The organism is Pseudomonas sp. GW821-FHT11D10 (genome assembly GCF_058808435.1).
This window is the reverse complement of record NZ_JBXARR010000001.1, coordinates 477438-503319: the sequence shown is the minus strand read 5'-3', so window position 1 is coordinate 503319 and position 25882 is coordinate 477438. Positions and strand designations below refer to the sequence as shown.

The 25882-nt window shown below is 62.0% G+C and carries 23 protein-coding genes; 11 read left to right on the top strand and 12 right to left on the bottom strand.

All coding sequences use genetic code 11. The annotated features are described in order from the left end of the window. Nucleotides 1-28: 28 nt before the first annotated feature. Nucleotides 29-928: a bestrophin family protein gene (locus AC1RT4_RS02440; RefSeq protein ID WP_007958819.1), complete on the top strand. Its 900-nt coding sequence runs from the start codon at nt 29-31 to the stop codon at nt 926-928. A gap of 35 nt (nt 929-963) precedes the next feature. On the opposite strand, the gene AC1RT4_RS02435 is transcribed toward AC1RT4_RS02440, so the two are convergent. From AC1RT4_RS02435 to AC1RT4_RS02425, 3 genes are all read right to left on the bottom strand, one after another. Further along, nucleotides 964-2250 carry an ATP-binding protein gene (locus AC1RT4_RS02435; protein ID WP_007958820.1) on the bottom strand — a complete coding sequence of 429 codons (1287 nt, stop codon included), beginning with the start codon at nt 2248-2250 and terminating at the stop codon, nt 964-966. Then, complete coding sequence (locus AC1RT4_RS02430; protein ID WP_007958821.1) at nt 2251-2958, bottom strand: response regulator; 708 nt, start codon at nt 2956-2958, stop codon at nt 2251-2253. A gap of 140 nt (nt 2959-3098) precedes the next feature. Beyond that, nucleotides 3099-3707: a MiaE family protein gene (locus AC1RT4_RS02425; RefSeq protein WP_085602796.1), complete on the bottom strand. Its 609-nt coding sequence runs from the start codon at nt 3705-3707 to the stop codon at nt 3099-3101. 159 nt (nt 3708-3866) lie between these two features. On the opposite strand from AC1RT4_RS02425, the gene AC1RT4_RS02420 reads away from it, so the two are divergent. Beyond that, nucleotides 3867-4730, top strand: a complete 864-nt coding sequence (locus AC1RT4_RS02420) for a universal stress protein (protein ID WP_493083291.1) — start codon at nt 3867-3869, stop codon at nt 4728-4730. A gap of 45 nt (nt 4731-4775) precedes the next feature. Here the strand turns inward: AC1RT4_RS02420 and AC1RT4_RS02415 are convergent, their stop codons facing one another. Then, entirely contained in the window at nt 4776-5246 is a 471-nt protein-coding gene (locus AC1RT4_RS02415) for a DUF1289 domain-containing protein (RefSeq protein WP_493083289.1), read from the bottom strand. Nucleotides 5247-5715: 469 nt separating this feature from the next. On the opposite strand from AC1RT4_RS02415, the gene acnB reads away from it, so the two are divergent. Further along, on the top strand, nt 5716-8325 hold the full coding sequence (gene acnB, locus AC1RT4_RS02410; RefSeq protein ID WP_045121882.1) for a bifunctional aconitate hydratase 2/2-methylisocitrate dehydratase: 2610 nt from the start codon (nt 5716-5718) through the stop codon (nt 8323-8325). Nucleotides 8326-8543: 218 nt separating this feature from the next. Here the strand turns inward: acnB and AC1RT4_RS02405 are convergent, their stop codons facing one another. The 3 genes from AC1RT4_RS02405 to AC1RT4_RS02395 form a co-directional block, all read right to left on the bottom strand. Then, nucleotides 8544-9824, bottom strand: a complete 1281-nt coding sequence (locus AC1RT4_RS02405; protein ID WP_039767145.1) for an HAAAP family serine/threonine permease — start codon at nt 9822-9824, stop codon at nt 8544-8546. 255 nt (nt 9825-10079) lie between these two features. Then, nucleotides 10080-10250, bottom strand: a complete 171-nt coding sequence (locus AC1RT4_RS02400; RefSeq protein ID WP_007958834.1) for a hypothetical protein — start codon at nt 10248-10250, stop codon at nt 10080-10082. Nucleotides 10251-10298: 48 nt separating this feature from the next. After that, complete coding sequence (locus AC1RT4_RS02395) at nt 10299-10493, bottom strand: hypothetical protein (protein WP_007958836.1); 195 nt, start codon at nt 10491-10493, stop codon at nt 10299-10301. Between the two features lie 273 nt (nt 10494-10766). Between AC1RT4_RS02395 and AC1RT4_RS02390 the strand changes: the two genes are divergently transcribed. Both AC1RT4_RS02390 and AC1RT4_RS02385 read left to right on the top strand, forming a co-directional pair. After that, a complete protein-coding gene (locus AC1RT4_RS02390) occupies nt 10767-11150 on the top strand; it encodes a tautomerase family protein (RefSeq protein ID WP_007958838.1) in 384 nt (127 codons plus the stop codon). Nucleotides 11151-11321: 171 nt separating this feature from the next. Then, nucleotides 11322-12290, top strand: coding sequence for a 2-hydroxyacid dehydrogenase (locus AC1RT4_RS02385; protein WP_493083285.1), 969 nt, complete (start codon nt 11322-11324; stop codon nt 12288-12290). Here the strand turns inward: AC1RT4_RS02385 and tssA are convergent. From tssA to AC1RT4_RS02360, 5 genes are read right to left on the bottom strand one after another with little or no spacing between them, the layout of a single operon-like run. After that, nucleotides 12287-13375, bottom strand: coding sequence for a type VI secretion system protein TssA (gene tssA / locus AC1RT4_RS02380; protein ID WP_493083283.1), 1089 nt, complete (start codon nt 13373-13375; stop codon nt 12287-12289). The genes AC1RT4_RS02385 and tssA overlap by 4 nt on opposite strands. Next, nucleotides 13372-17193, bottom strand: coding sequence for a type VI secretion system protein (locus tag AC1RT4_RS02375; protein ID WP_493083281.1), 3822 nt, complete (start codon nt 17191-17193; stop codon nt 13372-13374). Before AC1RT4_RS02375 ends, tssA begins: the two co-directional genes overlap by 4 nt. Beyond that, complete coding sequence (locus AC1RT4_RS02370; protein ID WP_493083279.1) at nt 17190-17954, bottom strand: DotU/TssL family secretion system protein; 765 nt, start codon at nt 17952-17954, stop codon at nt 17190-17192. The genes AC1RT4_RS02375 and AC1RT4_RS02370 overlap by 4 nt, the downstream gene beginning before the upstream one ends. Before the next feature lie 18 nt (nt 17955-17972). Beyond that, nucleotides 17973-19304 (bottom strand): type VI secretion system baseplate subunit TssK, encoded by a 1332-nt coding sequence (gene tssK, locus AC1RT4_RS02365; RefSeq protein ID WP_493083277.1) that lies wholly within the window; start codon nt 19302-19304, stop codon nt 17973-17975. Nucleotides 19305-19350: 46 nt separating this feature from the next. Continuing rightward, on the bottom strand, nt 19351-19797 hold the full coding sequence (locus AC1RT4_RS02360) for a hypothetical protein (protein ID WP_039767163.1): 447 nt from the start codon (nt 19795-19797) through the stop codon (nt 19351-19353). A gap of 228 nt (nt 19798-20025) precedes the next feature. On the opposite strand from AC1RT4_RS02360, the gene tssB reads away from it, so the two are divergent. The 6 genes from tssB (at nt 20026) to tssG (ending at nt 25881) form a co-directional block, all read left to right on the top strand. Continuing rightward, the gene (tssB, locus tag AC1RT4_RS02355; protein ID WP_007958861.1) at nt 20026-20568 is read left to right on the top strand and encodes a type VI secretion system contractile sheath small subunit; all 543 of its coding nucleotides are present in this window, start codon (nt 20026-20028) and stop codon (nt 20566-20568) included. A 29-nt stretch (nt 20569-20597) separates the two neighbouring features. Next, the gene (tssC, locus tag AC1RT4_RS02350) at nt 20598-22082 is read left to right on the top strand and encodes a type VI secretion system contractile sheath large subunit (RefSeq protein ID WP_039767165.1); all 1485 of its coding nucleotides are present in this window, start codon (nt 20598-20600) and stop codon (nt 22080-22082) included. A gap of 76 nt (nt 22083-22158) precedes the next feature. After that, entirely contained in the window at nt 22159-22656 is a 498-nt protein-coding gene (locus tag AC1RT4_RS02345; RefSeq protein ID WP_025111453.1) for an Hcp family type VI secretion system effector, read from the top strand. Between the two features lie 15 nt (nt 22657-22671). Then, nucleotides 22672-23115, top strand: coding sequence for a type VI secretion system baseplate subunit TssE (tssE, locus tag AC1RT4_RS02340; protein WP_493083274.1), 444 nt, complete (start codon nt 22672-22674; stop codon nt 23113-23115). Next, the gene (gene tssF / locus AC1RT4_RS02335; protein ID WP_493083272.1) at nt 23099-24892 is read left to right on the top strand and encodes a type VI secretion system baseplate subunit TssF; all 1794 of its coding nucleotides are present in this window, start codon (nt 23099-23101) and stop codon (nt 24890-24892) included. The genes tssE and tssF overlap by 17 nt, the downstream gene beginning before the upstream one ends. Then, nucleotides 24856-25881: a type VI secretion system baseplate subunit TssG gene (gene tssG, locus AC1RT4_RS02330; protein WP_493083270.1), complete on the top strand. Its 1026-nt coding sequence runs from the start codon at nt 24856-24858 to the stop codon at nt 25879-25881. The genes tssF and tssG overlap by 37 nt, the downstream gene beginning before the upstream one ends. The last annotated feature ends 1 nt before the right edge of the window (nt 25882 follow it).

The following is a 25882-nucleotide window of genomic DNA, read 5'->3' as shown; positions in this document are numbered from 1 at the left end:
CCGCCACGTTTTCAAGGCAGAGAGCCGCATGATCATCCGACCCAAGGTCAATCAATTCGCCATTCTCTTCACCCTCAAGGGCTCGATTGCCAAGCGCATCGCCCTGCGCGCCCTGATGGTGACGCTGCTGGCGTCGGCCATCGTGCTGGTGGAAATGCTCCACCCGAGCAACTTCACCAAGGTCAACGCCACGCCGTTCACCTTGCTTGGTCTGTCGCTGTCGATCTTCATGAATTTTCGCAACAACGCCTGCTACGACCGCTGGTACGAAGCGCGCAAGGCCTGGGGCGAAGTGATCGTGCATGTGCGTTCGGTGATTCGCGAGACTCATGTGATCCGCGAATCCGCCCAGCGCCGTCTGTTGCTGCTCAACCTCGCTGGTTTCGCCCACGCGCTGAATGCGCGACTGCGCCGGGAAGACGAAGCCGCCGCCAGCGCCGAATGGATCACCCCGCAGCACGATGCACAGGTGCCGGATTACAGCGGGCGCATCCTGCAGACGGTCGGCCAGCAATGTTCCGATCTGCATGAGTCTGGCGATCTCAGCGAATGGCGCTACATGCTGCTGGCCAATCACCTGACCAGCCTGACCCAGGCGCAGGCGGTGTGCGAGCGGATCAAGAACACACCGCTGCCCTTCCCTTACACCTTGCTGCTGCACCGCACGATTTATCTGTTCTGCATCCTGCTGCCGTTCGCCATGGCCGAACCGCTGGGCTGGCTGACGCCGCTGTTCACGGCGATTGTCAGCTACACCTTCTTCGGCCTGGATGCGATTGCCGATGAGCTGGAAGACCCGTTCGGCCGGGATGAAAACGATTTGCCAACCGATGCGCTGGTGCGGGGTATCGAGCGGGATATTCTCTCGGAGCTGGGGACCGAGCCTTTGCCGCCGGCGCTGAAACCGGTGGATTACGTACTGAGCTGATCAGACACATCCCCCTTCGGGGGGAGGAAATTCAATCAATCCAGATGCGCCCAGGTCATGCGAAACGATGCGCCGCCCCACGGTGAATCACCGACCTCGACCTGCCCGCCATGGGACTGCGACACCCGCCGCACCAGCGCCAAACCAAGGCCGAAGCCGCCCGTGCGGCGGTCGCGGCTGGCGTCCAGGCGAGAGAACGGTTCGAAGATTTTCTCCCGTCCTTCCAGCGGCACGCCCGGCCCGTCGTCGTTGACCTGAACTTCGTATTGATCGCCGATACGCACCAGCGACACCTCGACCCGCTGCTCGGCATACCGAATGGCATTGCGCAGCAGATTGATCACCGCCCGCGCCATGAAGCGCGGCTCGATCCGCACTTCATCGACCCGGCAATCAACGATCAACAGCTGCACCCCGGCGGCCTCGGCCTCCAGCGCCACGCTGCCGACCACGCTGTCGAGCCAGTTGGCAGCCTGGATGTTTTCGCGGGTGATCACGGTCGCGCCGCGTTCGAGGCTGGCGTAGGTCAGCAGTTCAGAGACCATTTCTTCCAGCTCGCCGAGGTCGGCGTACATGTCGGCGATCAGTTCGCGGTTCTGGCTGGCGTCCGGTTGCTGCTTGAGTTGGTCGAGTTCGAACGACAGCCGAGCAATCGGCGTGCGCAGTTCGTGGGAGACCGCGTTGGTCAGTTCGCGCTGATTGGCGATCAGGCCTTCGATGCGGGCCGCCATCAGGTTGAAGTGGCCGGCCAGGTCGCGGATGTTCGAACGTTTGGACAGCTGGATCCGCACCGAGAGGTCGTTGTCGCCGAAGCGCTCGGCGGCCAGCCGCAGTTTTTCCAGATCGCGCCAGTGCGGGCGCACCCAGAAGTACAGGACGATGCCGAGCAACACGGCCAGCATCAGGTAGGCCCCGGCAATGTAGAACGGCATCAGGCTCGGCTCGGGCGGCAATTTGATGCTGAGCAACTGCGAACCACCGTCGATGTTGCTGATGAACTGGGTGTAGTCATCGCGAATCACCAGCAGATCCTGGGCCAGTTCGGCTTTTTCCTGATCGTTGAGGTTCAACTGGTCAGCCTCGACCAGGCTCAGCGTCAACCCGTAGTGCGGCCGCAACGCCTCCAGTTGCGCCTCGCGCGCCGCGCCCTGCTGGTCGCGCATGTGTTCGATCAGCGACCACGCCTGACCGCGCACCGCTTCACGGTTGTAGGCCTGCATCTGGTTGTCGAGCAACGCGTTGAAGGTGTGTTCGACGGTTTGCAGCGCCGCCACCAGCCCGACCGTCATCACCAGAAACAGCCCGAGAAATAACCGCAGCATCTACAACTCCCACGCGAACGGATTGAACAGGTAACCCTTGCCCCACACGGTCTTGATGCAGACCGGCTCGCGAGGGTTGTCCTTGAGTTTGTTGCGCAACTTGCTGATGTACACGTCGACGCTGCGGTTGAGGCCATCGAAGGCGATGCCGCGCATGCGGTTGAGAATGTCATCGCGCGACAGGATCTTGCCGGCAGCGCTGGCCAGCAGCCACAGCAGCTCGAACTCCATGGTGGTCAGTTCGATCAGCTCGCCCGCCAGACGCACTTCGCGGCAACTGCGGTCGATGATCAGGTTGCCGAACTCCAGCGAACTGACCACGCCGCTTTCGGGGACTTGCCGTCGTTGCAAGGCACGCAGGCGCGCGAGCAGGACGGGCGGCTTGATCGGTTTGATCACGTAGTCATCGGCCCCGGACTCCAGGCCCAGAATATGGTCGAGGTCGTCTTCCTTGGCCGTCAGGATGACGATCGGCGTGTCCGACACGCTGCGGATTTCCCGGCACACGTGCAGGCCGCTCTGCCCCGGCAGCATCAGGTCGAGCACCACCACCTTGGGCTTGAATTCGAGAAACGCGGCCACGGCCAGATCGCCGCGATGCACCGTGCGCACCTCGTAGCCGTGTTGTTCGAGAAAGTGCGCGATCAGCGCGGCCAGCCGCTCATCGTCTTCCACCAGCAGGACTCTGCCAAAACCCAGGTTATCCATAACAACCGCCGCCAACCGCTTTGTGAAGTGGGCGACATTATGCGGGCATTCAATGACGAGACGTTTATCGCAGGCAGCAAAAACCGGCCTCCAGGGCCGGTTTTCGTTGAAGTTTCATACTCTTAAGAGTTTTTAACAATTCATGCCGCGACGGGTACGCCGCTGTGGAAACGGAATTCCTCGTCCGGCGACTCGATCAGGTCCTGCTCGGCGGCGCGGACTCTCTCGATCACCTGAGCGATGTCCTTGGCGTCGCCGTACTGGTAAGCCAGTTTCAGGTAACCCTGGAAATGCCGGGCCTCGCTTTTCAGCAGGCCGAAGTAGAACTTGCCGAGTTCTTCGTCCAGATGCGGCACCAGCGCTTCGAACCGCTCGCAACTGCGCGCTTCGATGAAGGCGCCGACCACCAGAGTGTCGACCAGTTTCACCGGTTCGTGGCTGCGCACCACTTTGCGCAGGCTCGAGGCATAACGGCCGGCGTGCAGCTGGCGCAGCTCGATCTTGCGTCGCTTCATGATGCGCATCACCTGTTCGTGGTGCACCAGTTCTTCCCGGGCCAGACGCGACATCATGTTGATCAGATCGACGTGGGAATGGTACTTGGCGATCAGGCTCAACGCGGTGCTGGCGGCCTTGAACTCGCAGTTCTTGTGGTCGATCAGCAGGGTTTCCTGATCGGCCAGCGCGGCTTCAACCCAGGCGTCAGGCGTGCGGCAACCAAGGAATTCGTGGATTTCGGGAAGGATCATGGGGCTCACGGTCAAAAGGTGTTCGAGCGAAGGGCGCCGATTATACCGGCCTGCCCGCAGACCACCAGCCGCGCGCGTTGATATGCATCAAGTCGCAGACGGATGCGCAGCAACTATAGTTGTGCAACGCCGTGCCTTTTCATTGCTGGAGACTCACTCATGCAAGCCATTCGCAGCATTCTGGTGGTCATCGAACCCGAACACGCGGAAAGCCTGGCGCTCAAGCGCGCCAAGCTGATCGCCGGGGTGACCCAGGCCCATCTGCACCTGCTGGTCTGCGACAAGAAGCACGATCACGCCGGCATGCTCAGCGTGCTCAAGGCCGCGCTTTTGGCGGACGGCTACAGCGTCACCACCGAACAGGCGTGGAACGAGAGCCTGCACGAAACCATCATCGACGTGCAGCAGGCCGAAGGCTGCGGGCTGGTGATCAAACAGCATTTCCCCGACAGCTCGCTGAAAAAGGCCCTGCTGACCCCGGCAGACTGGAAACTGCTGCGCCACTGCCCTACCCCGGTGCTGCTGGTGAAAACCGCCGGTTCGTGGAAGGACAAGGTGATTCTGGCGGCGGTCGACGTGGGCAATGCCGATGGCGAACACCGTCATCTGCACACCACGATCATCGACCACGGCTTCGACATCGCCAGCCTGGCCAAGGGGCATCTGCACGTGATTACCGCCCATCCGTCACCGATGCTGTCGGCGGCGGACCCGACGTTCCAGCTCAAGGAAACCATCGAGGCGCGCTATCGCGAGCAATGCCGGGCGTTTCAGGCTGAATTCGACATCGATGACGCTCACCTGCACGTCGAGGAAGGCCCGGCGGATGTGCTGATTCCGTTCATGGCGCACAAGCTGCAGGCGGCGGTGACGGTGATTGGCACCGTGGCGCGCAGCGGGGTATCCGGTGCGTTGATCGGCAATACGGCCGAACAGGTGCTGGATCAATTGGAGAGTGATGTGCTGGTGCTCAAACCGCCGGAGGTTGAAGACCATCTGGTGGAGTTGGCGGTGAAACATTAAGCATTGTTGTGATCCTGTGGCGAGCGTGTTCGCCACAGGTAATGCTCAGTCGCCGAGGGCATCCTTGAGGAAACCGGGCGCAATGTAGCGTTGATAGTGCGCTTCCGACAGCAGGAAAAATTCCCGATCAATGGCATCGCGCAGTTCCGGCAGGTTCCAGTCGCGAAACTCCGGCAGCAGCACCATTCCGTAGGCTTCCAGATTAATGATCACCCGCGCGCCCCGGGCAATCAGCTGATACGCCCAGCAATATTGCGACTGATGCGGCACGAAGCGGATCTTGCGCTGTTCCAGCTGATGGCGCAGGCGCGCCGGATCGAAGACTTCGACCTTGCTCGCCATCACTTGTGACAGCAATTGCTCGAGACGCAGCCAGACCGCGCGCTTTTCTTCCTCGTTGTAACCGTTCCAGTGGATCACTTCGTGGTGGAAACGCTTGCAGCCACGGCACACCAGATCACCGTAAACGGTGGAGCAGAGGCCGACGCAGGGGGTCTTGATGGTCTGATTGGGCATAGAATGGGCAGAACACTTGAAACGCGGAACAGGTCGGCATGTTAGCCCTTTGTCCGCCATTCATCACCCCTCAAACGTCAGGGACAAGCGCTGGATCAAGGTTTGCCCCACCCGCGCACAACGCAACCAAAGTCCAATAGAGCGCGACTTACCTTTAAATTTTTTTTGCCGTAGAATCAGCCAGCCTTTTTAGGCGCCAATGTCCGTTAGAAGCTGTTTTCAAAGCGTCACGAGCACAGTCGTTCCTTCAGAGCGGTGTTGGCGTAAGGTTTTTCCAGCGGGGAAAAGCCATACGCCAACCCTCATCAGCTCCCCGTTCTGCAGGCGTAAAACTTTGAAAGCAGCTTCTGTAAGGAATTGCCGGTAATTCTGGCCGAACGACCCACAACGTCGTGAGGAGCATGAGTACGGCAATTTCGGGATGAGCGTCCCGGACACCCATTTGGGACCACTGATGAGGGTAATAACTGTGCTTGAAGCCTACCGCAAACATATCGAAGAGCGTGCAGCCCTGGGTATCGTTCCCCAGCCGCTTAACGCCGAACAAACTGCAGGCCTGGTCGAGCTGCTGAAGAATCCTCCGGCTGGCGAAGAAGCTTTCCTCGTTGACCTGATCACCAATCGCGTACCACCAGGAGTGGACGAAGCCGCCTACGTCAAGGCCGGTTTCCTCTCCGCACTGGCCAAGGGCGAAGTCTCCTCCCCTCTGCTGGACAAGAAGCGCGCTGTAGAACTGCTCGGCACCATGCAGGGCGGCTACAACATCGTGACCCTGGTTGAACTGCTGGACGACGCCGAGCTGGCGCCAGTGGCCGCCGAAGAACTCAAGCACACCCTGCTGATGTTCGATGCCTTCCACGACGTGGCTGAAAAAGCCAAGAACGGCAACGTTCACGCCAAGGCCGTGCTGCAATCCTGGGCTGACGGCGAGTGGTTCAAGAAGCGCCCTGTGCTGGCCGACAAGATCAGCCTGCGCGTCTTCAAGGTCACCGGCGAAACCAACACCGACGACCTGTCCCCTGCGCCAGACGCCTGGTCGCGTCCTGACATCCCGCTGCACGCCCTGGCCATGCTGAAAATGGCCCGTGACGGCATCGTTCCGGACGAGCAAGGCAAGACCGGCCCGATGAAGCAGATCGAAGAAATGCGCGGCCAGGGCTTCCCTATCGCCTACGTCGGTGACGTGGTCGGTACCGGTTCCTCGCGTAAATCGGCGACCAACTCGGTGCTGTGGTTCTTCGGCGACGACATCCCTTACGTGCCGAACAAGCGCGCTGGCGGTTTCTGCTTCGGCAGCAAAATCGCTCCGATCTTCTACAACACCATGGAAGATGCCGGCGCACTGCCAATCGAGTTCGACGTATCGAACATGAACATGGGCGACGTGATCGACCTGTACCCGCACGCTGGCAAAGTCTGCAAGCACGGTACCGACGAAGTCATCACCACCTTCGAAATGAAGACCCCGGTCCTGCTGGACGAAGTCCGCGCCGGCGGCCGTATCCCGCTGATCATCGGCCGTGGCCTGACCGAGAAGGCTCGCGCCGAACTGGGTCTGCCTGCGTTCGACCTGTTCAAGAAGCCGGAAGCTCCGGCTGAAAGCACCAAGGGCTTCACCCTGGCGCAGAAAATGGTCGGCAAGGCTTGCGGTCTGGCAGAAGGCAAAGGCGTTCGTCCTGGCACCTACTGCGAACCGAAGATGACCACCGTAGGTTCTCAGGACACCACCGGTCCAATGACCCGTGACGAACTGAAAGACCTGGCGTGCCTGGGCTTCTCCGCTGATCTGGTGATGCAGTCCTTCTGCCACACCGCGGCTTATCCGAAGCCGATCGACGTGACCACCCACCACACCCTGCCTGACTTCATCATGACCCGCGGCGGCGTTTCCCTGCGTCCGGGCGACGGCATCATCCACTCTTGGCTGAACCGCATGCTGCTGCCGGATACCGTCGGTACCGGTGGTGACTCGCACACCCGTTTCCCGATGGGCATCTCGTTCCCGGCCGGTTCCGGTCTGGTCGCGTTCGCCGCTGCCACCGGCGTCATGCCGCTGGACATGCCGGAATCGATCCTGGTGCGCTTCAAAGGCAAAATGAAACCTGGCATCACCCTGCGTGACCTGGTTCATGCCATTCCTTACTTCGCCATCCAGAACGGTCTGCTGACCGTCGAGAAGAAAGGCAAGAAAAACGCCTTCTCCGGCCGCATCCTGGAAATCGAAGGCCTGGAAGGTCTGACCCTGGAACAGGCGTTCGAACTGTCCGACGCCTCGGCCGAACGTTCGGCTGCCGGTTGCACCATCAAGCTGTCGAAAGAGTCGATCACCGAGTACCTGCAGTCCAACGTCACCCTGCTGCGCTGGATGATCGGCGAAGGCTACGGCGATGCGCGTACCCTGGAGCGTCGTGCCCAAGCGATGGAAGCCTGGATCGCCAACCCGCAACTGATGGAAGCCGATGCCGACGCCGAATACGCCGAAGTCATCGAAATCGATCTGGCCGACATCAGCGAGCCTGTACTGTGCGCGCCGAACGACCCGGACGACGCCCGTCTGCTGTCCAGCGTTGCTGGCGAGAAGATCGACGAAGTGTTCATCGGTTCGTGCATGACCAACATCGGTCACTTCCGCGCTGCCGGTAAGCTGCTGGATCAGGTCAAGGGTCAGCTGCCAACCCGTCTGTGGCTGTCGCCGCCGACCAAGATGGACGCTCACCAACTGACCGAAGAAGGCTACTACGGCATCTACGGCAAGGCCGGCGCCCGCATGGAAATGCCAGGTTGCTCGCTGTGCATGGGTAACCAGGCACGCGTTGAGCCGAACAGCACCGTGGTGTCAACTTCGACCCGTAACTTCCCGAACCGTCTGGGCGACGGCGCGAACGTCTACCTGGCTTCGGCCGAGCTGGCGTCCGTTGCTTCGATCCTGGGTCGCCTGCCGACCGTCGAGGAGTACATGGAATACGCTGGCAAGATCGACAGCATGGCGGCCGATGTTTACCGCTACCTGTCCTTCGACCAGATTGCCGAGTTCCGTGAAGCTGCTGCGAACGCCAAGATCCCTGTCGTTCAAGCCTAACGCTGCAACGCAATGAAAAACGCCGCCCATCGCGAGATGAGCGGCGTTTTTTTATGCCTGCTGAACGGCTGGCGCTGATTGTTCCCACGCTCTGCGTGGGAATGATCACCTGGCGGGAGTTGACCTGCCCGCGAAGATCGCAGGCACAAAAAAGGCCGACCTGCGAGGCAGATCGGCCTTTGTGTTTCACAAGATCAAACGGGATCTTGTGTTGAACCTCAAGCAGTCAGCGAGTAGATCAACGCCGAAATCGCCACCAGACCCACTGCGGTGACAAACACGTTCGACATCTGCCCACGATAACGGGCCATTGCCGGCACTTTACGGATCGCGTACATCGGCATCAGGAACAGGATCGCCGCGATGACCGGGCCACCGATGGTTTCGATCATGCCGAGGATGCTCGGGTTCAGGGTCGCCACGATCCAGCACACCACCAGCATGAACGCCGCCACGATGCGGTCCAGGGCCTTGGCGCCCGGACGCTTGCCGCTTTTGACGATCAAGCCCTTCAGGCCTTCGCTGGCACCGATGTAGTGGCCGAGGAACGACTTGGAGATGGCCACGAACGCAATCAGGGGCGCCGCGAACGCGATGGTCGGGTTGCTGAAGTGGTTGGCCAGGTACGACAGGATCGACAGGTTCTGCGCCTTGGCTTCCGCCAGTTGCTCCGGCGACAGGGTCAGTACGCAGCTGAAGACGAAGAACAGCACCATCACCACCATCAGCAGATGGGCGCGGGACAGGATCTGCGAGCTACGCTCGTCGGCGTGGACGCCGTAACGACGCTTCTGATCCACCGCAAACGCCGAGATGATCGGCGAGTGGTTGAACGAGAACACCATCACCGGAATCGCCAGCCACAGCGTATGCAGCAGCGCCGACGGTGCCGGCACCTGCGAAGCGGTGGTCAGGATGCCGCCGTTCCAGTGCGGAATCAGGTACACCGCCAGGAACAGCAGCGCGACGATGAACGGATACACCATCAGGCTCATGGCCTTGACGATCACTTGTTCGCCGCAGCGCACCACGGCCAGCAGGCCGAGGATCAGCACGAACGACAGCAGTGCGCGCGGTGGCGGCGTGATGTGCAGTTGGTGTTCGAGGAAACTGGCGACCGTGTTGGTCAGGCCGACGCTGTAGATCAGCAGGATCGGGAAGATCGCGAAGAAGTACAGCAGAGTGATCAGCGCGCCGGCCTTGATGCCGAAATGCTGTTCCACCACGTCGGTGATGTCGGCGCCTTCGCGACCGGAGAGCACGAAGCGTGTCAGACCGCGGTGTGCGTAGAACGTCATCGGGAAGGCCAGCAGCGCGAGGATCACCAGCGGCCAGAAGCCACCCAGACCTGCGTTGATCGGCAAAAACAGGGTGCCGGCGCCGATGGCCGTCCCAAACAGTCCCAACATCCAGGTAGTGTCATGGCGATTCCAGCTCGACAGTTCGGCTGGTGCTGCCGCTTCAAAGCGTTGTTCGACGCTATTGGCCTGATCATTCATCCGGTCGGATCTCCGCATTCCGGTCACTTGCCACTCGGTCAGGACGCGTCGGAAAAAACCGACAGACATGCTCCGGCCGAAACAGGGGCGCGATTCTCCGCGATAAATGAGCAGAAGCAAAGACTTAGCTGAGGAATGGTTGTACGGAGCAGATCGGAGGCTTGTCGTTTTCAGGAAAAAGCCTGTCGGCGCCAGATACGCGACATGTCGTTTTATGACATGCACCGGCGCCGAATGAGCCATGGGAAAGCCCGATCAGATCGATCGGGCCAATATGAAGCCGAGGAACATGCAAAAGATGCCCAGCCCCATCAACCCCCAGATCGGGCGCATTTCTTTCCTGTCTTTGATACGTATTTTTTCGGCCCACTCATCGTGTTCCCGTTCCAGTTGTTCCATTCTGGCTTTGGCGTCATAGGTGCTCATGTTGATTTCCTTTTGGGTCATGTGTCTGAAGATTGCGAAAACGAACGCTCAAAACTTGAAAAAGACGCCTGCCAATGCCGCGCTTGCCGTCAACACGCCGGCCACCACCGCAACCGGATAAAAATACGTCTCCCACTTCAGCTTCTTCTGTTCCGCCATAAGCTTCTGCCGCTCAGCTATCAGTTTTCGCGTTTCGTTATGCAGCCTGTCGAGTTCCAGGTTTTCGCGGTTGTTCTGAAGCATTGGCCTTCCTTGGCTGATGGCAATTTCCGTCCGGATTACTGCTTCGTCATGAAGAACGCATCCCGTCCTGCTCTCTATAATTCCGCGCTTCTCACCCCGCCGTATAGCGGATGAATCCGGCAGCACGCGTAGGCAACATCCGTAAATACCGCAGGACGGTGCGTCAATTTCCTACCGTTTTTAAACAACCTCACCGTCTGGCATTTTTCGGCTATACCCAATGGCGAATTGACTGACATCCCCGTCCAGTCCCCTCGCCTGTGGAGCCATCCCATGCCCCTCGTCCGCGTCGACATCAAGAAAAACCCGGACCCGACGTTCGCCAAACGCATTGGCGAAGTGATCTACGCCGCCCTGCGCAGCGAGATCAATGTGCCGGAACATGACAACTTTCAGGTGTTGGCCGAGCACGACGACCAGCACTTCGTCTATGACCCGCAATACCTGGGGATCCAGCGCAGCGACGGCATCGTGTTCATCCAGCTGACCATCAGCGAAGGCCGCACCGTGGAAATGAAACAACGGCTGTTCCAGACCATCGCGCGCAACCTGAACCAGCAGTTGGCCGTGCGTCAGGAGGATGTGTTCATCAATCTGGTGGAAGTGAAAAAAGAGAACTGGTCATTCGGCAACGGCATCGCCCAGTACGTGACCTGATTCTGTGACTCCCAGCGCCGACGTCACCTTCTGACGAAGCACCCGCGCACTCCCCGCATCAGCTCCTACACTGCCTGATGCGGGGCCGTGCCAGCCATTGCCAAACCGCTCTGGAATCAGCACTCTGAACCGACTTTTGCGCCCAAGACAGACGATCACAGGAGCCGAGCAATGCCCGCCACCGTTCTGGTACTGGTTGAAACCATCAATGACTATTTGCCGATCCTCGAACGTCAGGGTTTTCACCTGATTCTTGCGCCGACCCCTGCCGAGCGCGCGCAAGCCATCGCCACCCACGGGGCACGGATCGATGCGGTGCTGACCCGTGGCCCGCTGGGTTTATATGCTGAAGAAATCGCGGCCTTGCCCGCGCTGAAAATCATCTGCGTGATCGGCGCCGGTTACGAGCAGGTCGACCTGCAGGCCGCCAGCGACCGTGGCCTGACCGTCACCAACGGTGCCGGCGTCAACGCTTCATCGGTGGCCGACCACGCCATGGCGATGCTGCTGGCGCTGGTGCGCGACATTCCGCGCTGCGATGCAGCAGTGCGTCGGGGCGAGTGGCCGAAGATCATGCGCCCGTCGCTGGCCGGCAAGCGTCTGGGGATTCTCGGGCTGGGCGCGGTGGGGATGGCGATTGCCAAACGCGCAGGCCTGGGCTTCGACATGGAGATCAGCTACCACAACCGTCAGGTGCGCAGTGACGTGCCTTACGCGTTCTGCTCGACCCCGACCGAACTGGCCCGGGCCTCGGACTTTCTGGTGATCGCCACACCCGGCGGCATCGGCAGCCAACATCTGGTGACCCGTCCGGTGCTTGATGCCTTGGGCCCCAACGGTTTTATCGTCAACATTGCCCGTGCCAGCGTGATCGCCACCGCCGACCTGATCAGCGCGCTGGAACAACGGCGAATTGCCGGCGCAGCGCTGGATGTTTTCGATCACGAGCCGCAAGTACCCGATGCGCTGAAGGGGCTGAGCAACGTGCTTCTGACCCCGCACGTCGCCGGGCTGTCACCGGAGGCCACCCAAGGCACGGTTGAGCTGGTAGGCAAGAATCTGGTGGCGTTCTTCTCCGGCGAACCGGTGCTGACGCCGCTCCAGTTGCCGCCGAAACTGAACAACCAGCGCGTGCACTAAAGCACGCCGAGCAAGGTCCACAGTCGCCGGGATTCGGCGTCTGCCGAAATCAGCTCGCCGAGCAGTTCGCTCAACGGCTTGTTGCCCCACTCGACCCCGCGCCGGATCAGATACGGCACCGGACTGTGGGGTTCGGTGCGGGCCAGGTACTCGGCGATCAGCAGCAATTGCCGATAAGCCTCTTCGCGGCTGGCCGGTTCGCGCGGCACTGGCGCGGCTTCGGGCGTGGCCGTGACAGACGCTTCAACCGGTGAGACCGCGACCGGTGCGGGCGGCGGTGCCGACAGTGGTTGTTGTGGGTGCATGGCGATGAACTCCTGAACCAGGGTCAACAACGCTTGAAGGGTGTCCTGCAACGGCCCGAGCCCCGGCCCCTGATCTCCCAGATACGCATCGCACCAGGCATCGAGACGCTGCAGGTGTTGCAGGCTCAGCAGCAGATTGCCTTGATGGCGCAACCAGAATGCCATGGGCGTGGCCCGCACCTGTTCGATGAGTTTCTTGTGTTCGCTGCGCGCGGTCTCGGCCGACGCCTTGGCGCCTTTGGAGTCGTTGGCCTGCACCTGCTGCACCTGAATCCGTCGCCAGGTTTCGAGGGTGTAACCCTCAAAATCGCTGTTGCTGGCGCCAAATAAAGGCACCCGGGTCAGCAGCACTTCACTGTAGCGACGCACCAGCCATTCCAGGGGAATCGCCCGCCACGACTGGTCACCGTCGTCGGCCTGCGGATGCAAATGTTCGGGATAGCGCTCACACAGACCGGCGATCAGCGCCAGACTGCCCGGCAGTCCATCAAGTGCCTGCAAATGCAGCCAGGCCTCACCCAGCCAGGCGCTGAGCATCAGGTCCTTGCTGCGTTCGAGCAATAACGCGGTGGTCAGCCGCTCGACTTCCGGCCAGTTGGCCCGTTTCAGGGTCGACTGCCAGACGCCCGTGGGCAGACTTGCGTCGTCCTCGCGGCGCAGATCGCGCAACTGGTCGTACTCACGCTCATAGCGCAGATCCGCACCACAGGGCGCATCGTCGCTGATGGGCGCGAGCAACTGATCGATCAGGTCCGGCAACGGGGTCGATGGCAGGCTCACAAATCCTCCTTCTGCGATTCAAGGGCGGCGGTGGTGCCGGTCACCTGGAACGGTGAACGCGGCGCACGGGTCGGTAACGGCGGAATCGAAAGCGGCAGTTTCGAGCCCTGACTCATCAGTGACACGCGCACGAACATCCGGGTGAATTCGCTGGTGACGCTGTCGTTCTGCGCGGTAACCGGCAGGCGCAGGCTCAGCGGAAAATCGGTGTAATCCATGCTCGGCTGGCGCTGCACCGAGAAGTGCGCGCGCATCAGGCGCAGCAGCGACCACGGCCCGCCATACTCCCAACCGGCCTCGAGATCGCGCACCACTAGGTTCGGTTGCAGCGGGTCGTTGACCGGGCGCTCCTTGCCGTTGCGCGCCCAGCGCAGGGTCAGGCGGATCGGCTGGCCGGGCATCCAGCGCAGGTTCGGCTGGACGGCAGCGGGATAGCTGATCTGCTGATTGCCGGCCAGCAAGCCCCAGGCAATCACCTGATCGGCGCCCTTCTCTTCTTCGCGATCGGTGCGCCAGCGCACGTCCAGCTCGACGCCGAGAATACCGCTCTTGTCGCGCACGAACAGCGGCGTCAGCCAGACGCTGGCCTGTTTCACCCGGTTGAGAAAATCCTCTGCCGCCAGCCGCTCCGGGGTCTGACTCAGGACCAGTCCGGCCTGGGCCACCGGCAAGCGCTTGTCGATGATTGCCAGAAAATGCTGGACCCGCGCCGGGTCGGCATCCTGCGCCTGCACGCCGTTGGCGAACGGAAAGCGGTCGGCCAGATACTGATTGAAGTAGCCGGCCAGTTCGTTCCACGCGGCAGCCGCCTGTTGCTGTTGCAGAAACTGGCAGCGTTGCAGGGCCGACTGTTGCAGCTCCACCGCACGCATCGCCAGGGTGCCGCGGCCGCCGGTCAGATTGGCGGTCTGCAACACCTGCACGCAGGAGCCGGTGTCCATTTCAATGAAGTCGCGGCTGACCAGTTGCTCGATCTGCGCCGGCGAACTGGCGGGGTTGGAATCCTTGTACTTGAGCAATTCGTCGTTGAGCGCGCTGAACTGGGTCACGCGCTCGTAATCCAGCGCCGACAGATTGCCCTGCTGGGTCTTCAGCCATTCCAGCGCCGGGGCGCGACGCTCGGTGATGCCGAGCATGGTGTTGAACTGTTGCTTGAGGCTCAGCTTCAGATCCTGCACGTCGCTGGCGCCGTAGAGTTGCAGGCCGAGGTTTTTCGAGCCGTCCCATTGGCTGATTTCCGTGCGGCCACCGAACAGCGGCTGCGCGGTGATTTCATCCAGCCCGCCGACAATCTGCGCCATCGCCCGGCGGTTCAGCGCCCCTTGCAGACGTGCCGCCAGATCACTGCGATGGACCTCCACAAAGGCCTTCTGCAGGTTCATCGCCTGCACGGCCTGCACGTTGAACACCGCGTAGGGATGAGTCTGGTCATCGTGATCCTTGAGACTCAACCACATCGCTTGCGCGGCGGCGGTTTCGGCCGCTTGCAGCAATGCTTCGCGATAGGCCGGCGGAATGCGCGGCAGCTCTTCGGCGACGTAGCTCTTGTAGCTGGCGAAATAATTCAGCGACTCGTTGAGGTCATCGCCGTCCACGGTCTGGCCTTGCCGGTTGACGCTGTCCTGGCTGGCGCGCAGGGCAATCGAGACGAAGTCACGCTTGAACAGCGCCTGCACCGCGTTGTTGAGCTTGACCACCTGATCCTGCAATGCCAGTTGCCCGCTGCCCTGCTGCACCAGCAGATTGCCCCGCGAACCCACCTGGGCGATCCATTGATCGCGAAAACTCTGCTGCAACTTGCCGGCCTGCGCATCGAGCTGCTGTTCGACGGCCGGGCCGAGCAATGAACTCTTGCGCACCTTGTCGAGAAACTCGCGATAACCCGGCACCAGCTCCTGGCCCTTGCCGCGACTCCAGGTCGAGTTGGTCAGGGCGATCGCCGCTTGCAGGTCGTCGATCAGCGCGCGCAGGTCTTCCAGTTCGGTGAGGCTGTTGCCACTCCCGGCTTCAAGCTGTTCCAGATGCAACTTGAGGTAGCCGGCCTTGCTGACGAAGTTGTCGGCCAGAAAATACTGATCGAGCCAGCGCTCCATCAGCCCGGTGAAATTGCTCACGATCAGCGGCCGTTCAACGCTCAGATCCAGCGCCTGCAAGTCGCCGCCATCATTGGCCGCCAGCAGTCGGTTGTAGTAGGCGGCGTGGGGCAAAGTGCCGGCGTTGAGGTTGAGTGACAGCGCGCTGTTGCTCAGTTGCGCCAAGTCCTCCAGCGGCACCCGCTGATTGTTCTGCACCTGGGCGAACAACTGGTTCTGTTGTTCCAGACGCAAGGCCCGCTCGACCAGATCCGTGGCCTTCTGATAATTCTGCCACTGCGCCGGGTCTTCGCTTTCGACGCTGGTGCGCCGGTCGGTGGCGCGGATCGCCTTGATTTTTGCCAGCTCCGCGACCAGCAGATCGTGCAGCGGTTGCAGCATGTGACGCTGGGTCGACCTGAACACTTCCTGTTCGAGTCGACCGTCCAGCGAAGAAAACCACGACGTCGGAAAGGCCAGCGAAACGTAGTGCCAGTGCGGCGCCCGTTCCAGCACCCGCCAGAAGTTCTGCACGTTGCGCCGGGTCGGCTCGAACCGATGTTCGTCGTCGGTGACCGCCACATAATTCTTCTGCGCGCCTTGCAGCAGTCGCGCCAGTTCATGGGCGTCCTTGACCGACGCCTGCCAGACCCAGAGCATCGCCACCGCCCAGACCACCCCGACCACCAGCGCCACCCCGGCGGTGACTCGCTGCCAGCGCTGGCGCAAGCGCAACAGGCGCGGCACGCCCTGGGCCAGTCCGCGTTCGCCGACTATTCGCTGACGCCACAACTGACGCACAAACGCACTTTGCTGCAGGCCGCTGTCATCGGCAGAAAAACCGTCCAGCGCATCGTCAGCCGGCTGATTGGCCGTCAGGTAAACACCACGAAAACACGGTGCCTCGCCCTGAGCGTTGCCTTGGAACACCGGCTCGAGCACGTTCTGCAAACCACGGCGCAGGGTTTCCAGACGTTCCGGCAAGGCGTACAGATCCGCACTCAAATGCCCGGACAAGGTGCCGATTTCGATCACCGCTTCCGCCACCGCACGATGCAACCGGTCCAGCGCCTGATCACTCCATTGCCCCTGCCACACCGCATCGCGCGCATAGGGCGACGACCAGCCCAAGGTGCGATCGCGGGCCTCGTCCGGCAAGGCGCTGATCAGTTCCTGAAACCCCGGCAGCTCTTCCAGCCCGGTGATGACCACGTACACCGGCAGGCTCAGACCAAAGCGCTGCAACAGATCGATGAAGCGCCGACGCGCCGCCAGTCCCAGTTGCGTGGCCTGTTCCAGATTGCTCAGCCGACTGACCGGCACCGTCCAGATCACCCCGTCCAGCGGACGCTTGCTGCGCAGGCGCAGGATCAGCCCGAGCAGGCGCCACCAGCCGCCGCGTTGCAGGTGCATGCCGTCTTCCGGCAAAAACAGCGCTTGCGGCAGCACCAGCACCGCGCCCTCGGAGTCCGACCACCAGCGACCGAACCACGCCGGTTTGTCGGTGGGTTGCAGACGCCATTGTGTGGCGAGTTGGGCGCCCTGGGTTTCATCGCCGAGCATCAGCAGCCACGGCATCTGATACCGGTCGTGGGCGCCCTGCTCCTGTTCCATGTGCCGCACCGCGGCGTAGAAACTGCGGATCGCCGCGCCGCTCTGGGTGCGCAACCACCACACCGCCACCGCAATGATCACCAGCAGCAGGAGGATGGCGACCACCCAGGCCACGATCGTCAGGGTACTCATGAGTCTTGCTCCGGCGCCGTCAGCGTGTCGGGCGCCTGCAACACCGGCTCCAGTTCCTGACGGATGTCGCGCCACAGAAACTGCCCGAGCCCGGTCAGCAGCAGAATCATCGCCAGAATGCCCAGCGCCAGACGAAAGCCATCGGGCAACGCTGTGCGTACCGGCAACTGCAAGGGTGTCGCCAGCGAGGGCTGTACCAGTCGCTGGCTGACGTCGGTGTAATCGGCTTCGTCCTGCCAGGCAAACGTGAACAGGGCGCGCCGCCATTTTTCCCGTTGCACCTGACCCTGCTCACCGCGCAGGCGTCCGTGAAAACCGAGGATCAGACACTGCAAATACACGTTGGCCAAATCGCGGGTGGTGGGCTGCTGTTCATCGAGCAGGGTCTGGATCGCCGCCGGCACTTGCTCGCCGGCCTGACGGCTGGAATACAGTCGCGACTCCAGAGGCTTTTCCTGCCAGGCGCTCTGGCCCGGCCACGGGCTGAACAACAGGGTCTCATCGACCAGCGCGACAAAGGCATACACCAACGCCTTGACCTGTTCGGTCGCCGAATCGCCCACCCGGGCAAACGCCGTGCGCCACAACCGTTGCGAAGCCTGGGTCGAGAGTTCGACCACGGTTTCGACCAGCGCCGCTTCGTCCTCGCTGTCCTTGGGCAACTGGCTCCAGTCCTGCGACCACTGCTGCCAGGTGTGGCGGAACGCACTGCTCAGCGGAGCGTCCTGCAACCCGAGGCTTGCGGCACTTCCTTGCGACATACGACGTTCCTTGTGTGATCAGGCACGTTCACTGTTCTGGGCGACAAACAACACCACTTGCCACGGGCTGCTGGTCAGCTTGGTGGCCGGCGCGGCGATCATCAGCGGTAGTTGCGCGTCGAACCAGCTGCCTTCGGCGGTCACCACGAACAGCCGGGTGTCGTCGCCGACGCTGTAGGCCACCTGCTCGCTACGGCTCATGGCCTGATGCGTCAGACCGCTCATGCGCTGGCGGCTGAGCAAGGCAATGTGCGGCGCCGAAGCGATGATCGCGCCTCGCAGCCATTCGCCGGCCGCCTGCTCGCTGGCACCGTTGGGCATGCGCAGGCCTATGACCAGACGCTGGCTCGGTTGCTCGTCCGGCAACTGAATGGAGAAACTCTGCTCGCCGCGCTCGAACGCAATGCTGCGATAACCGGCGCGGATCAGTTCCAGGGTGTTTTCCAGCCAGTCGAGCAGCGGTTCGTAACCGCGCTGCAATTCGAGAAAATCCAGTGGCGCAAAAGCCGGCACGCCCGCCAGCGGATCCAGCGCCGACCACGCACCGGCGAGTCCCAGCAGTTGCACATAAATGCTTTGCGGATGAGCGACACGGCTGATCAGCGCCCCTTCCACTTCCGGCAATCGCGCCCACAACGCCGTCATCTGCCGACGGATTTCCAGCGCGTCATCCTGATTGCCCGCCTGCTGCGCCTGACGCAACCGCCCGCCGAGAAACAGGCACTTTTCCCGAGCCCGCGCACAGAGCCCGGCTACCCGCCGACCCAGTGGCGATTCCGGCAATAGGACCGGTGTCGGCGGCGTGTACGGCAACGGCAGGAAACCACCGCCCTCCTTGCGGATTTTCAGCAGCGGCAGGCAGATCGAATCGGCTTTGTTCAGTTGCGTACACAGCCGTGGATTGGGGCGCCATACCGTGATCGACTCAGGAAATTCGCCGCTGGTGAGATCCGGTAACGCCTCGCCGACCACCGATTGCAAGCGTCCTTTGAGCGGCAGCAACTGACCGGCGCGCCACAGCGGACTGATCGCCAGATAGACCGTCACCGTCGCATCGTCCGTGGCGTCGATCGCGGTAGCGACGTCCAGCTCCAGCGTCGGGTCGACGCCGACCTGCAGATTGACCGGCAGACCGTCCGGCATCGTCCCTAGCAACGACAGCACCCGCACCACCCCGGCGCTCATCGCCGACGGGTCGAACTCCATGTGGCTGACGCCGAAAAACCACGGATTGCACGCCTGAGCCAGATGCGCGCCGAGCGCCTCGGCCCGCAGGCCCTGTAACTGAAAATGCTGTGGCAGCAATTGCATGCCTTCATGCCAGCAGACCGCGTCAGGTAGCAGACTCATACGACTCCCTTCGACTGCACCGCGAACCGGCGGCGGACGGTGTGTTTCAGTTTTCCTTGCTGACCAGGCTCATCTCGCGACTGTCGAACTTGAGCCATGCGTCGCTCTGATCGTCCAGCCGCAGGCGGTGCGCTCCGGGAGTGTTATAGCTGGCGAAGACCAAAAGTCCAGCCGCCCGCTTGCCCCCCAAAGGGAACGGCTGGCGGTCGATGAATTGCCCCGGCACCAGCTCCAGCCCCCAGACGCTCATCAACTGACGATAGTCGCGCTGGTACTGCTCGCGCTCGGCAAACCACTGACGGGCACTGATGCCCGACAGTTGCTTGAGCAGATCCGGATCGTTGACCGCGATGAAATCCACGGCGATCGGGGTGTCGTCATTGGCCTTGGGCGCGACGTCGAGGGTCAGGCTGTCGAGATCCACTTTCGGCCCGAAAAACGAACAGCCGGCGAGCAGCGCAAACCCGATCGTTAGAAAAAGTCGTGCAGACAAAATGAATTTTCCTTTTCGCCAGTCAGTCCAAAAAAGTTTTTCGCTTGCATTTTTATAGACCTGTTCTAGCGTCTTGGGTAGTTCGGTTCCTACAGCCGAATGAGGAAGGTTTGTCAAAGGAACGACAGGTCATCTGCCACCCTTTCTAACCTGTGGTCCAGCAAGGGAAAGCGATGAACGGGCCTCCCCGATGCATTGCGCCCGCTCATCGCATCGGAGTCCGCCGACATGGCAGAAAGTACCCAGCACAAGCTCGACCGGGTTCGCCCGCCCCGAGTGCAAATCACCTATGACGTCGAAATCGGCAACGCCATCGAGAAAAAAGAATTGCCGCTGGTGGTCGGCATCCTGGCCGACCTCTCGGGCAAGCCGCTCGAACCATTGGCAAAACTGACCGAACGCCGTTTCACCGAAATCGACCGCGACAACTTCAACGACGTCCTCGCCTCCATCGCTCCCCGCGCCACGCTGCAAGTCAACAACACCCTCAGCGGCGACGACAGCAAGCTCAACATCGAACTCAACTTCAAGCACATCGACGACTTCGATCCGGTCAAGGTGGTGGAGCAAGTCACCCCGCTGCGCCGCCTGTTCGAAGCCCGTCAGCGCCTGCGCGATCTGCTGACCAAACTCGACGGCAACGATGATCTGGACAAGCTGCTGCGCGACGTCATCGCCAACACCGAAGGCTTGCAAGAGATCAAGTCGGCCCGCCCGGACACCGCTGTCCCGGCCGCTGATGCCGAAGCTCCGGCCGAACCGCAAGCCTGATCGTCCACCTGACCGAGGAAGAATTCGCCATGCCCGCCGCCGCCCAGAATCAAGCCAGCGAAAATGCTGCTGCCGAGACTTTATCCCTGCTCGATCGAATCATCGCCGAGGGCCGCATGGCCCATGACGACAGTCAGCAGGATTACGCCCGCGACATGCTCGCGGAATTCGCCACCCAGGTGCTCGACGAAGGCATGGCCATCGACAAGGACACCGTGGCGATGATCAACGACCGCATCAGCCAGATCGACGAGCTGATCAGCGCCCAGCTCAACGAGGTGCTGCATCACCCGGACCTGCAAAAACTCGAAGCGTCCTGGCGTGGCCTGCACATGCTGGTGCAGAACACCGAAACCAGCACCCGGCTGAAACTGCGCCTGCTCAACGTGACCCAGAAAGAGCTGCAGAACGATCTGGAAAAAGCCGTCGAGTTCGACCAGAGCGCGCTGTTCAAAAAGATCTATGAAGAGGAATACGGCACCTTCGGTGGTCACCCGTTCAGCCTGCTGGTGGGTGACTACACCTTCGGCCGACACCCGCAGGACATCGGCCTGCTGGAGAAACTGTCGAACGTCGCCGCCGCTGCCCACGCCCCGTTCATCGCTGCCGCAAGCCCACGGCTGTTCGACATGAACAGCTTCACCGAACTGGCCGTGCCGCGTGACCTGTCGAAAGTGTTCGAGAGCCAGGAACTGATCAAGTGGCGCTCGTTCCGTGAAAGCGAAGACTCGCGTTACGTCTCCCTGGTGCTGCCGCACTTCCTGCTGCGTCTGCCTTACGGCCCGGACACATCGCCAGTGGAAGGCATCAACTACGTCGAAGACACCAACGGCACCGACCACAGCAAATACCTGTGGGGCAACGCCGCGTGGGCGCTGTCGCAACGCATCACCGAAGCCTTTGCCAAATACGGCTGGTGCGCGGCGATCCGTGGCGCTGAAGGGGGCGGCGCGGTCGAAGGCCTGCCGGCGCACACCTTCCGCACCAGCTCCGGCGACCTGTCGCTGAAATGCCCGACCGAAGTGGCGATCACCGACCGCCGCGAGAAGGAGCTCAACGACCTCGGCTTCATCGCCCTGTGCCACAAGAAGAACAGCGACATCGCGGTGTTCTTCGGCGGCCAGACCACCAACAAGTCCAAGGTCTACAACACCAACGAGGCCAACGCCAACGCACGGATCTCGGCGATGTTGCCGTACGTGCTCGCGGCCTCGCGTTTCGCCCATTACCTGAAGGTGATCATGCGCGACAAGGTCGGCAGTTTCATGACCCGCGACAACGTGCAGACCTACCTCAACAACTGGATCGCCGACTACGTGCTGATCAACGACAACGCCCCGCAGGAAATCAAGGCGCAATACCCGTTGCGTGAAGCGCGGGTGGACGTCACCGAAGTCGCCGGCAAGCCCGGTGCCTATCGCGCGACGGTGTTCCTGCGGCCGCACTTCCAGCTCGAAGAGCTGACCGCGTCGATCCGCCTGGTTGCGACCCTGCCGCCACCGGTCGCCGCCTGACCTGCACACGCCCGCAGGATTTTCCTGCGGGCGCCTCCCGTTTGCCTAGCGCGACACCTTTCAGGAGTTTCAAGCGATGGATGCAATCATTCTCGACCTCGGCGGCGACATCAAAGGCGACAGTCTGCTCGAGGGCTACAAGGACAAGATCGAAGTCATGTCTTACAGCCACAACGTGGCGATGCAGGTGACCAACGACGTCAGCAACTCGGAGCGCACCTCCGGCCGGCCGCACATCGGTGAATTTACCCTGACCAAATTCATCGACAGTTCGACCCCCTCGCTCAACGAGTATTGCTGCGCCGGCAAGCCGATCCCGGAAGCCAAGATCACCATCGGTCGCAACGCCGCCGAAGGCAGCGGGCAGATCATGCCGTTCATCATCTACACCCTGACCAATGTGGTGATCTCCAACGTCAGCGTCAGTGGCGGCACCGGTGGCAAACCGGTGGAGACGCTTTCCCTGAACTTCACCAAGATCAAATGGGAACTCACCGCGCAAAAAGACGACGGCACCAAGGAAGGTACCGCCGGCACGGTCTGGGACCTGGCCGCGAACAAGGCCAGCAAGTAACCGGACGCAACGGCCATGGCAGGCACGGGGATTCTCCCGCCGCTGTTCGAACGCCTCGCGTCCAGCGAGGCGGATGGCGTGCAGGCGTTCGATCGCCAGGGCCTGCTCGATTCGGTGCACACCGAACTGGCGCGCCTGTTCAACACCCGCCGTGGCCCGCGCCCCCTCACCTCCCCGCCCAGCGTCATCGACTACGGCATCGCCGACTGGAGCGCCCTGCAACAACAGCGCAGCGATGACCGTCGTCGGCTGACCCGGGACATTCGCGAAGCCATCACCCATTTCGAACCGCGCCTGCTGCTGGGCGAGGTTCAGGTCAATCCCCTGCCCGAGCACCCGCAGCGCCTGAGCATTCGTCTGGTCGGCGAGTTGCGCAGCGGCTCGCAGCACTGGCCGGTGGCATTTGTCATCGAGCCCGGCAACGAAGGGCTGGAGGTGCGCCATGAGCGACTCGATTGACCCGCAACTGCTCGACTACTACCAGCGCGAACTGACCTGGCTGCGACATGCCGGCGGACAGTTTGCCGAGCGCTATCCGAAAGTCGCGCGACGTCTGGAGTTGTCTCCCGGCGAATGTCCGGACCCGCACGTCGAACGTTTGCTCGAAGGTTTCGCTTTGCTCGCCGCACGCCTGCAACGGCGGCTGGATGACGACTACGCCGAATTCAGCGACGCATTGCTCGAACAGCTTTATCCCCTGGCCATGCGCCCGTTGCCGTCCTGCGCGATCGTCCAGTTCGAGCCGGACCCGAGCAAAGGCAAACTCGACGGCGGCTATCCCCTGCCCCGGGACACGCCGTTGTTCGTCACCACCAGCAAGGGCGAAAGCATTCACTTTCGCACCAGTGCTGCCGTGCGGTTGTGGCCGGTCGAAGTCAGCGAAGCCTTGTTGCTGGGCAGCGATGAAGCGCAGGCGCTGACCGGTGTGGCGCAGTCCCGCTCGGCGTTGCGCCTGAGTCTGCGTTGCCTCGGCGACAGTCAGTGGTCGGAGCTTGGCATCGAACAACTGCGCATTCACCTGGCCGCGTCACCGGTGGTCAACGCCAGTCTCTATGACCTGCTCGGCGCCCACGCGGTGCAGGTGTTGGCCGGCTCGCCGGGGAGCATTCCCGCCGGCGTGAAAGGCCTGCCGAAGATCGTCGGTTTCGCCGACGACGAAGTGCTGCTGCCGGACGAAGACGGCGTGCATCCGGGCATGCGTCTGCTGGCCGAGTACTTCGCGTTCCCGGAGAAATTCCACTTCTTTGATCTGCCGCTGTCCGGTGTTTCGAGTGACAGCCAGACGCTGTATCTGTACATCGTTTTTGATAGTGCTCCGGCCGGCCGATTGCACCTGCAGGCCAGCGATATCGCCCTCGGCTGCGCGCCGGTGATCAACCTGTTCCCACGGACCTCAGAGCCGCTGCGGCCCGATGGCACCCGCAGCGAATATCGCCTGATCGCCGACAGCCACCGGGAAAACAGCGTCGAAATCCACAGCATTCGCAGCATCCGCGCCAGCTCCGCCAGCGGGGTGCAACGGCTGCCGGCGTATTTCGGCAGCCAGCACAGCAGCGGTGACCGGCAACGTTACTGGCATGCGCGACGGGTCATCGGGCAGACGCCGAACCGGCTCGGCAGCGACCTTCTGGTCAGCGTCGTCGACACCCGTTTCGAACCGCAGACCGACCTGCCCGATTACAGCCTGACCGCCGAACTGCTGTGCACCAATCGGCATCTGGCCCAGAGCCTGCCCGCCGGTACGCCGCTGGGTTTCGAACGGCCGGGCCCGGTGGCGTGGGCACGCCTGCGAAATCCGCCGAGCCCGCAAAGCCTGCCGCGTCTGGACGGTGATTCGCGCTGGCGGCTGGTGTCGCAACTGACCCTCAATCATCTGTCGCTGGTCGAAGGGCCACAGGCACTGGATGCGCTGAAGGAAATCCTGACCCTGCACAACCTGCGCGATGAGGCCAGCGCCCTGCGCCAGATCGATGGCTTGTTGAGCCTCGGTTGTGAACGAGTGATCGGCCATGTCGGCGCCGACGCCTGGCGTGGTTGGCGTAATGGACTTGAAGTGCAATTGCAGCTCGATCCACAGCATTTCGTCGGCAGCAGCGCGGTGTTGTTTTCAGCGGTACTCGCGCAATTCTTTTCGGTGTACGCCACGGCCAATCGTTTTATGCGCACGGTGCTCATGCAGGCAGACAAGGAGGTCAAGGCATGGCAACCCCAAGCCGGCATGCCCCTGTCGCTCTGACCCTGAGCCAGCGCCTGCGCCGTGATCCGCAGGCGTTCGAATGGTTGCAGGCGTTGCTGTTGCTGGAGCGCGAACAGCCCCAGGCCGACGCCCTCGGTTCGGGTACATCGCCACAGGCCGAAGCGCTGAAATTACGCGGGCCGCTGACGCCGTTGTTCGCCGCCAGTCAGATCGAAAGCCTGGAGGAAAACCCCGGTGAACCGCTGACCCTGAACTCGCCGATGTTCGGCCTCGGCGGCCCCGACGGCCCGCTGCCTTACGCTTATCAGGAATGGCTGCAACAACGGGCGCGGGCCAAGGATCATGCGCCCGTCGAATTCCTCGACCTGTTCCAGCATCGGCTGCTGAGCCTGCTGTACAAGGTGATGCGCAAACACCGGATCGCCCTCGGTTTCACCACGCCCGGCGCCTCGCCGGTGCAGGCGCAACTGCGGGCGCTGACCGGGTTGTTGCCCAAGTCCCTGCAAGAGCGCCAGGCAATTCCCGACTGCGCCGTTCTGGCCTGCACCGCGTTGTACGCCGATGGCCGCCGGTCATTGGCGGGGTTCGCGGCGATTGTCCGTGAGCAGTTTTCCGTGGCGGTGGAACTGAGTGCTTATGAGGGGGCGTGGCGTGAGATTCCACGCGCCAGCCGCAGCGTCATGAAGGCTGGCGGACGCAATCTGCAACTTGGCCGCAGCGCTGTCGCCGGTACTCGGGTCTGGGATGAACATGCCGGAATTCGTTTGACGCTGGGACCACTGCCATCGACGCAGGCCGCGCGCTTCTTGCCTGACGGTGAGGCGCATCCGGCACTGGCCAGCCTTGCTGCGCTGTATTTCGGCCCGGATCTGGACGTGAAACTGGTGCTGCTGGTGCGCGGTGCCGGGCCGCTGCAACTCGGCCGACAAACCCCGACCCTGTTGAGCTGGAACGGCGGCCTGCAACGGCAGACCAGCCTGGCCGTGCAACGGATCGAAACCCGCCTGCGTCAGCTGGAGATCACCTGAA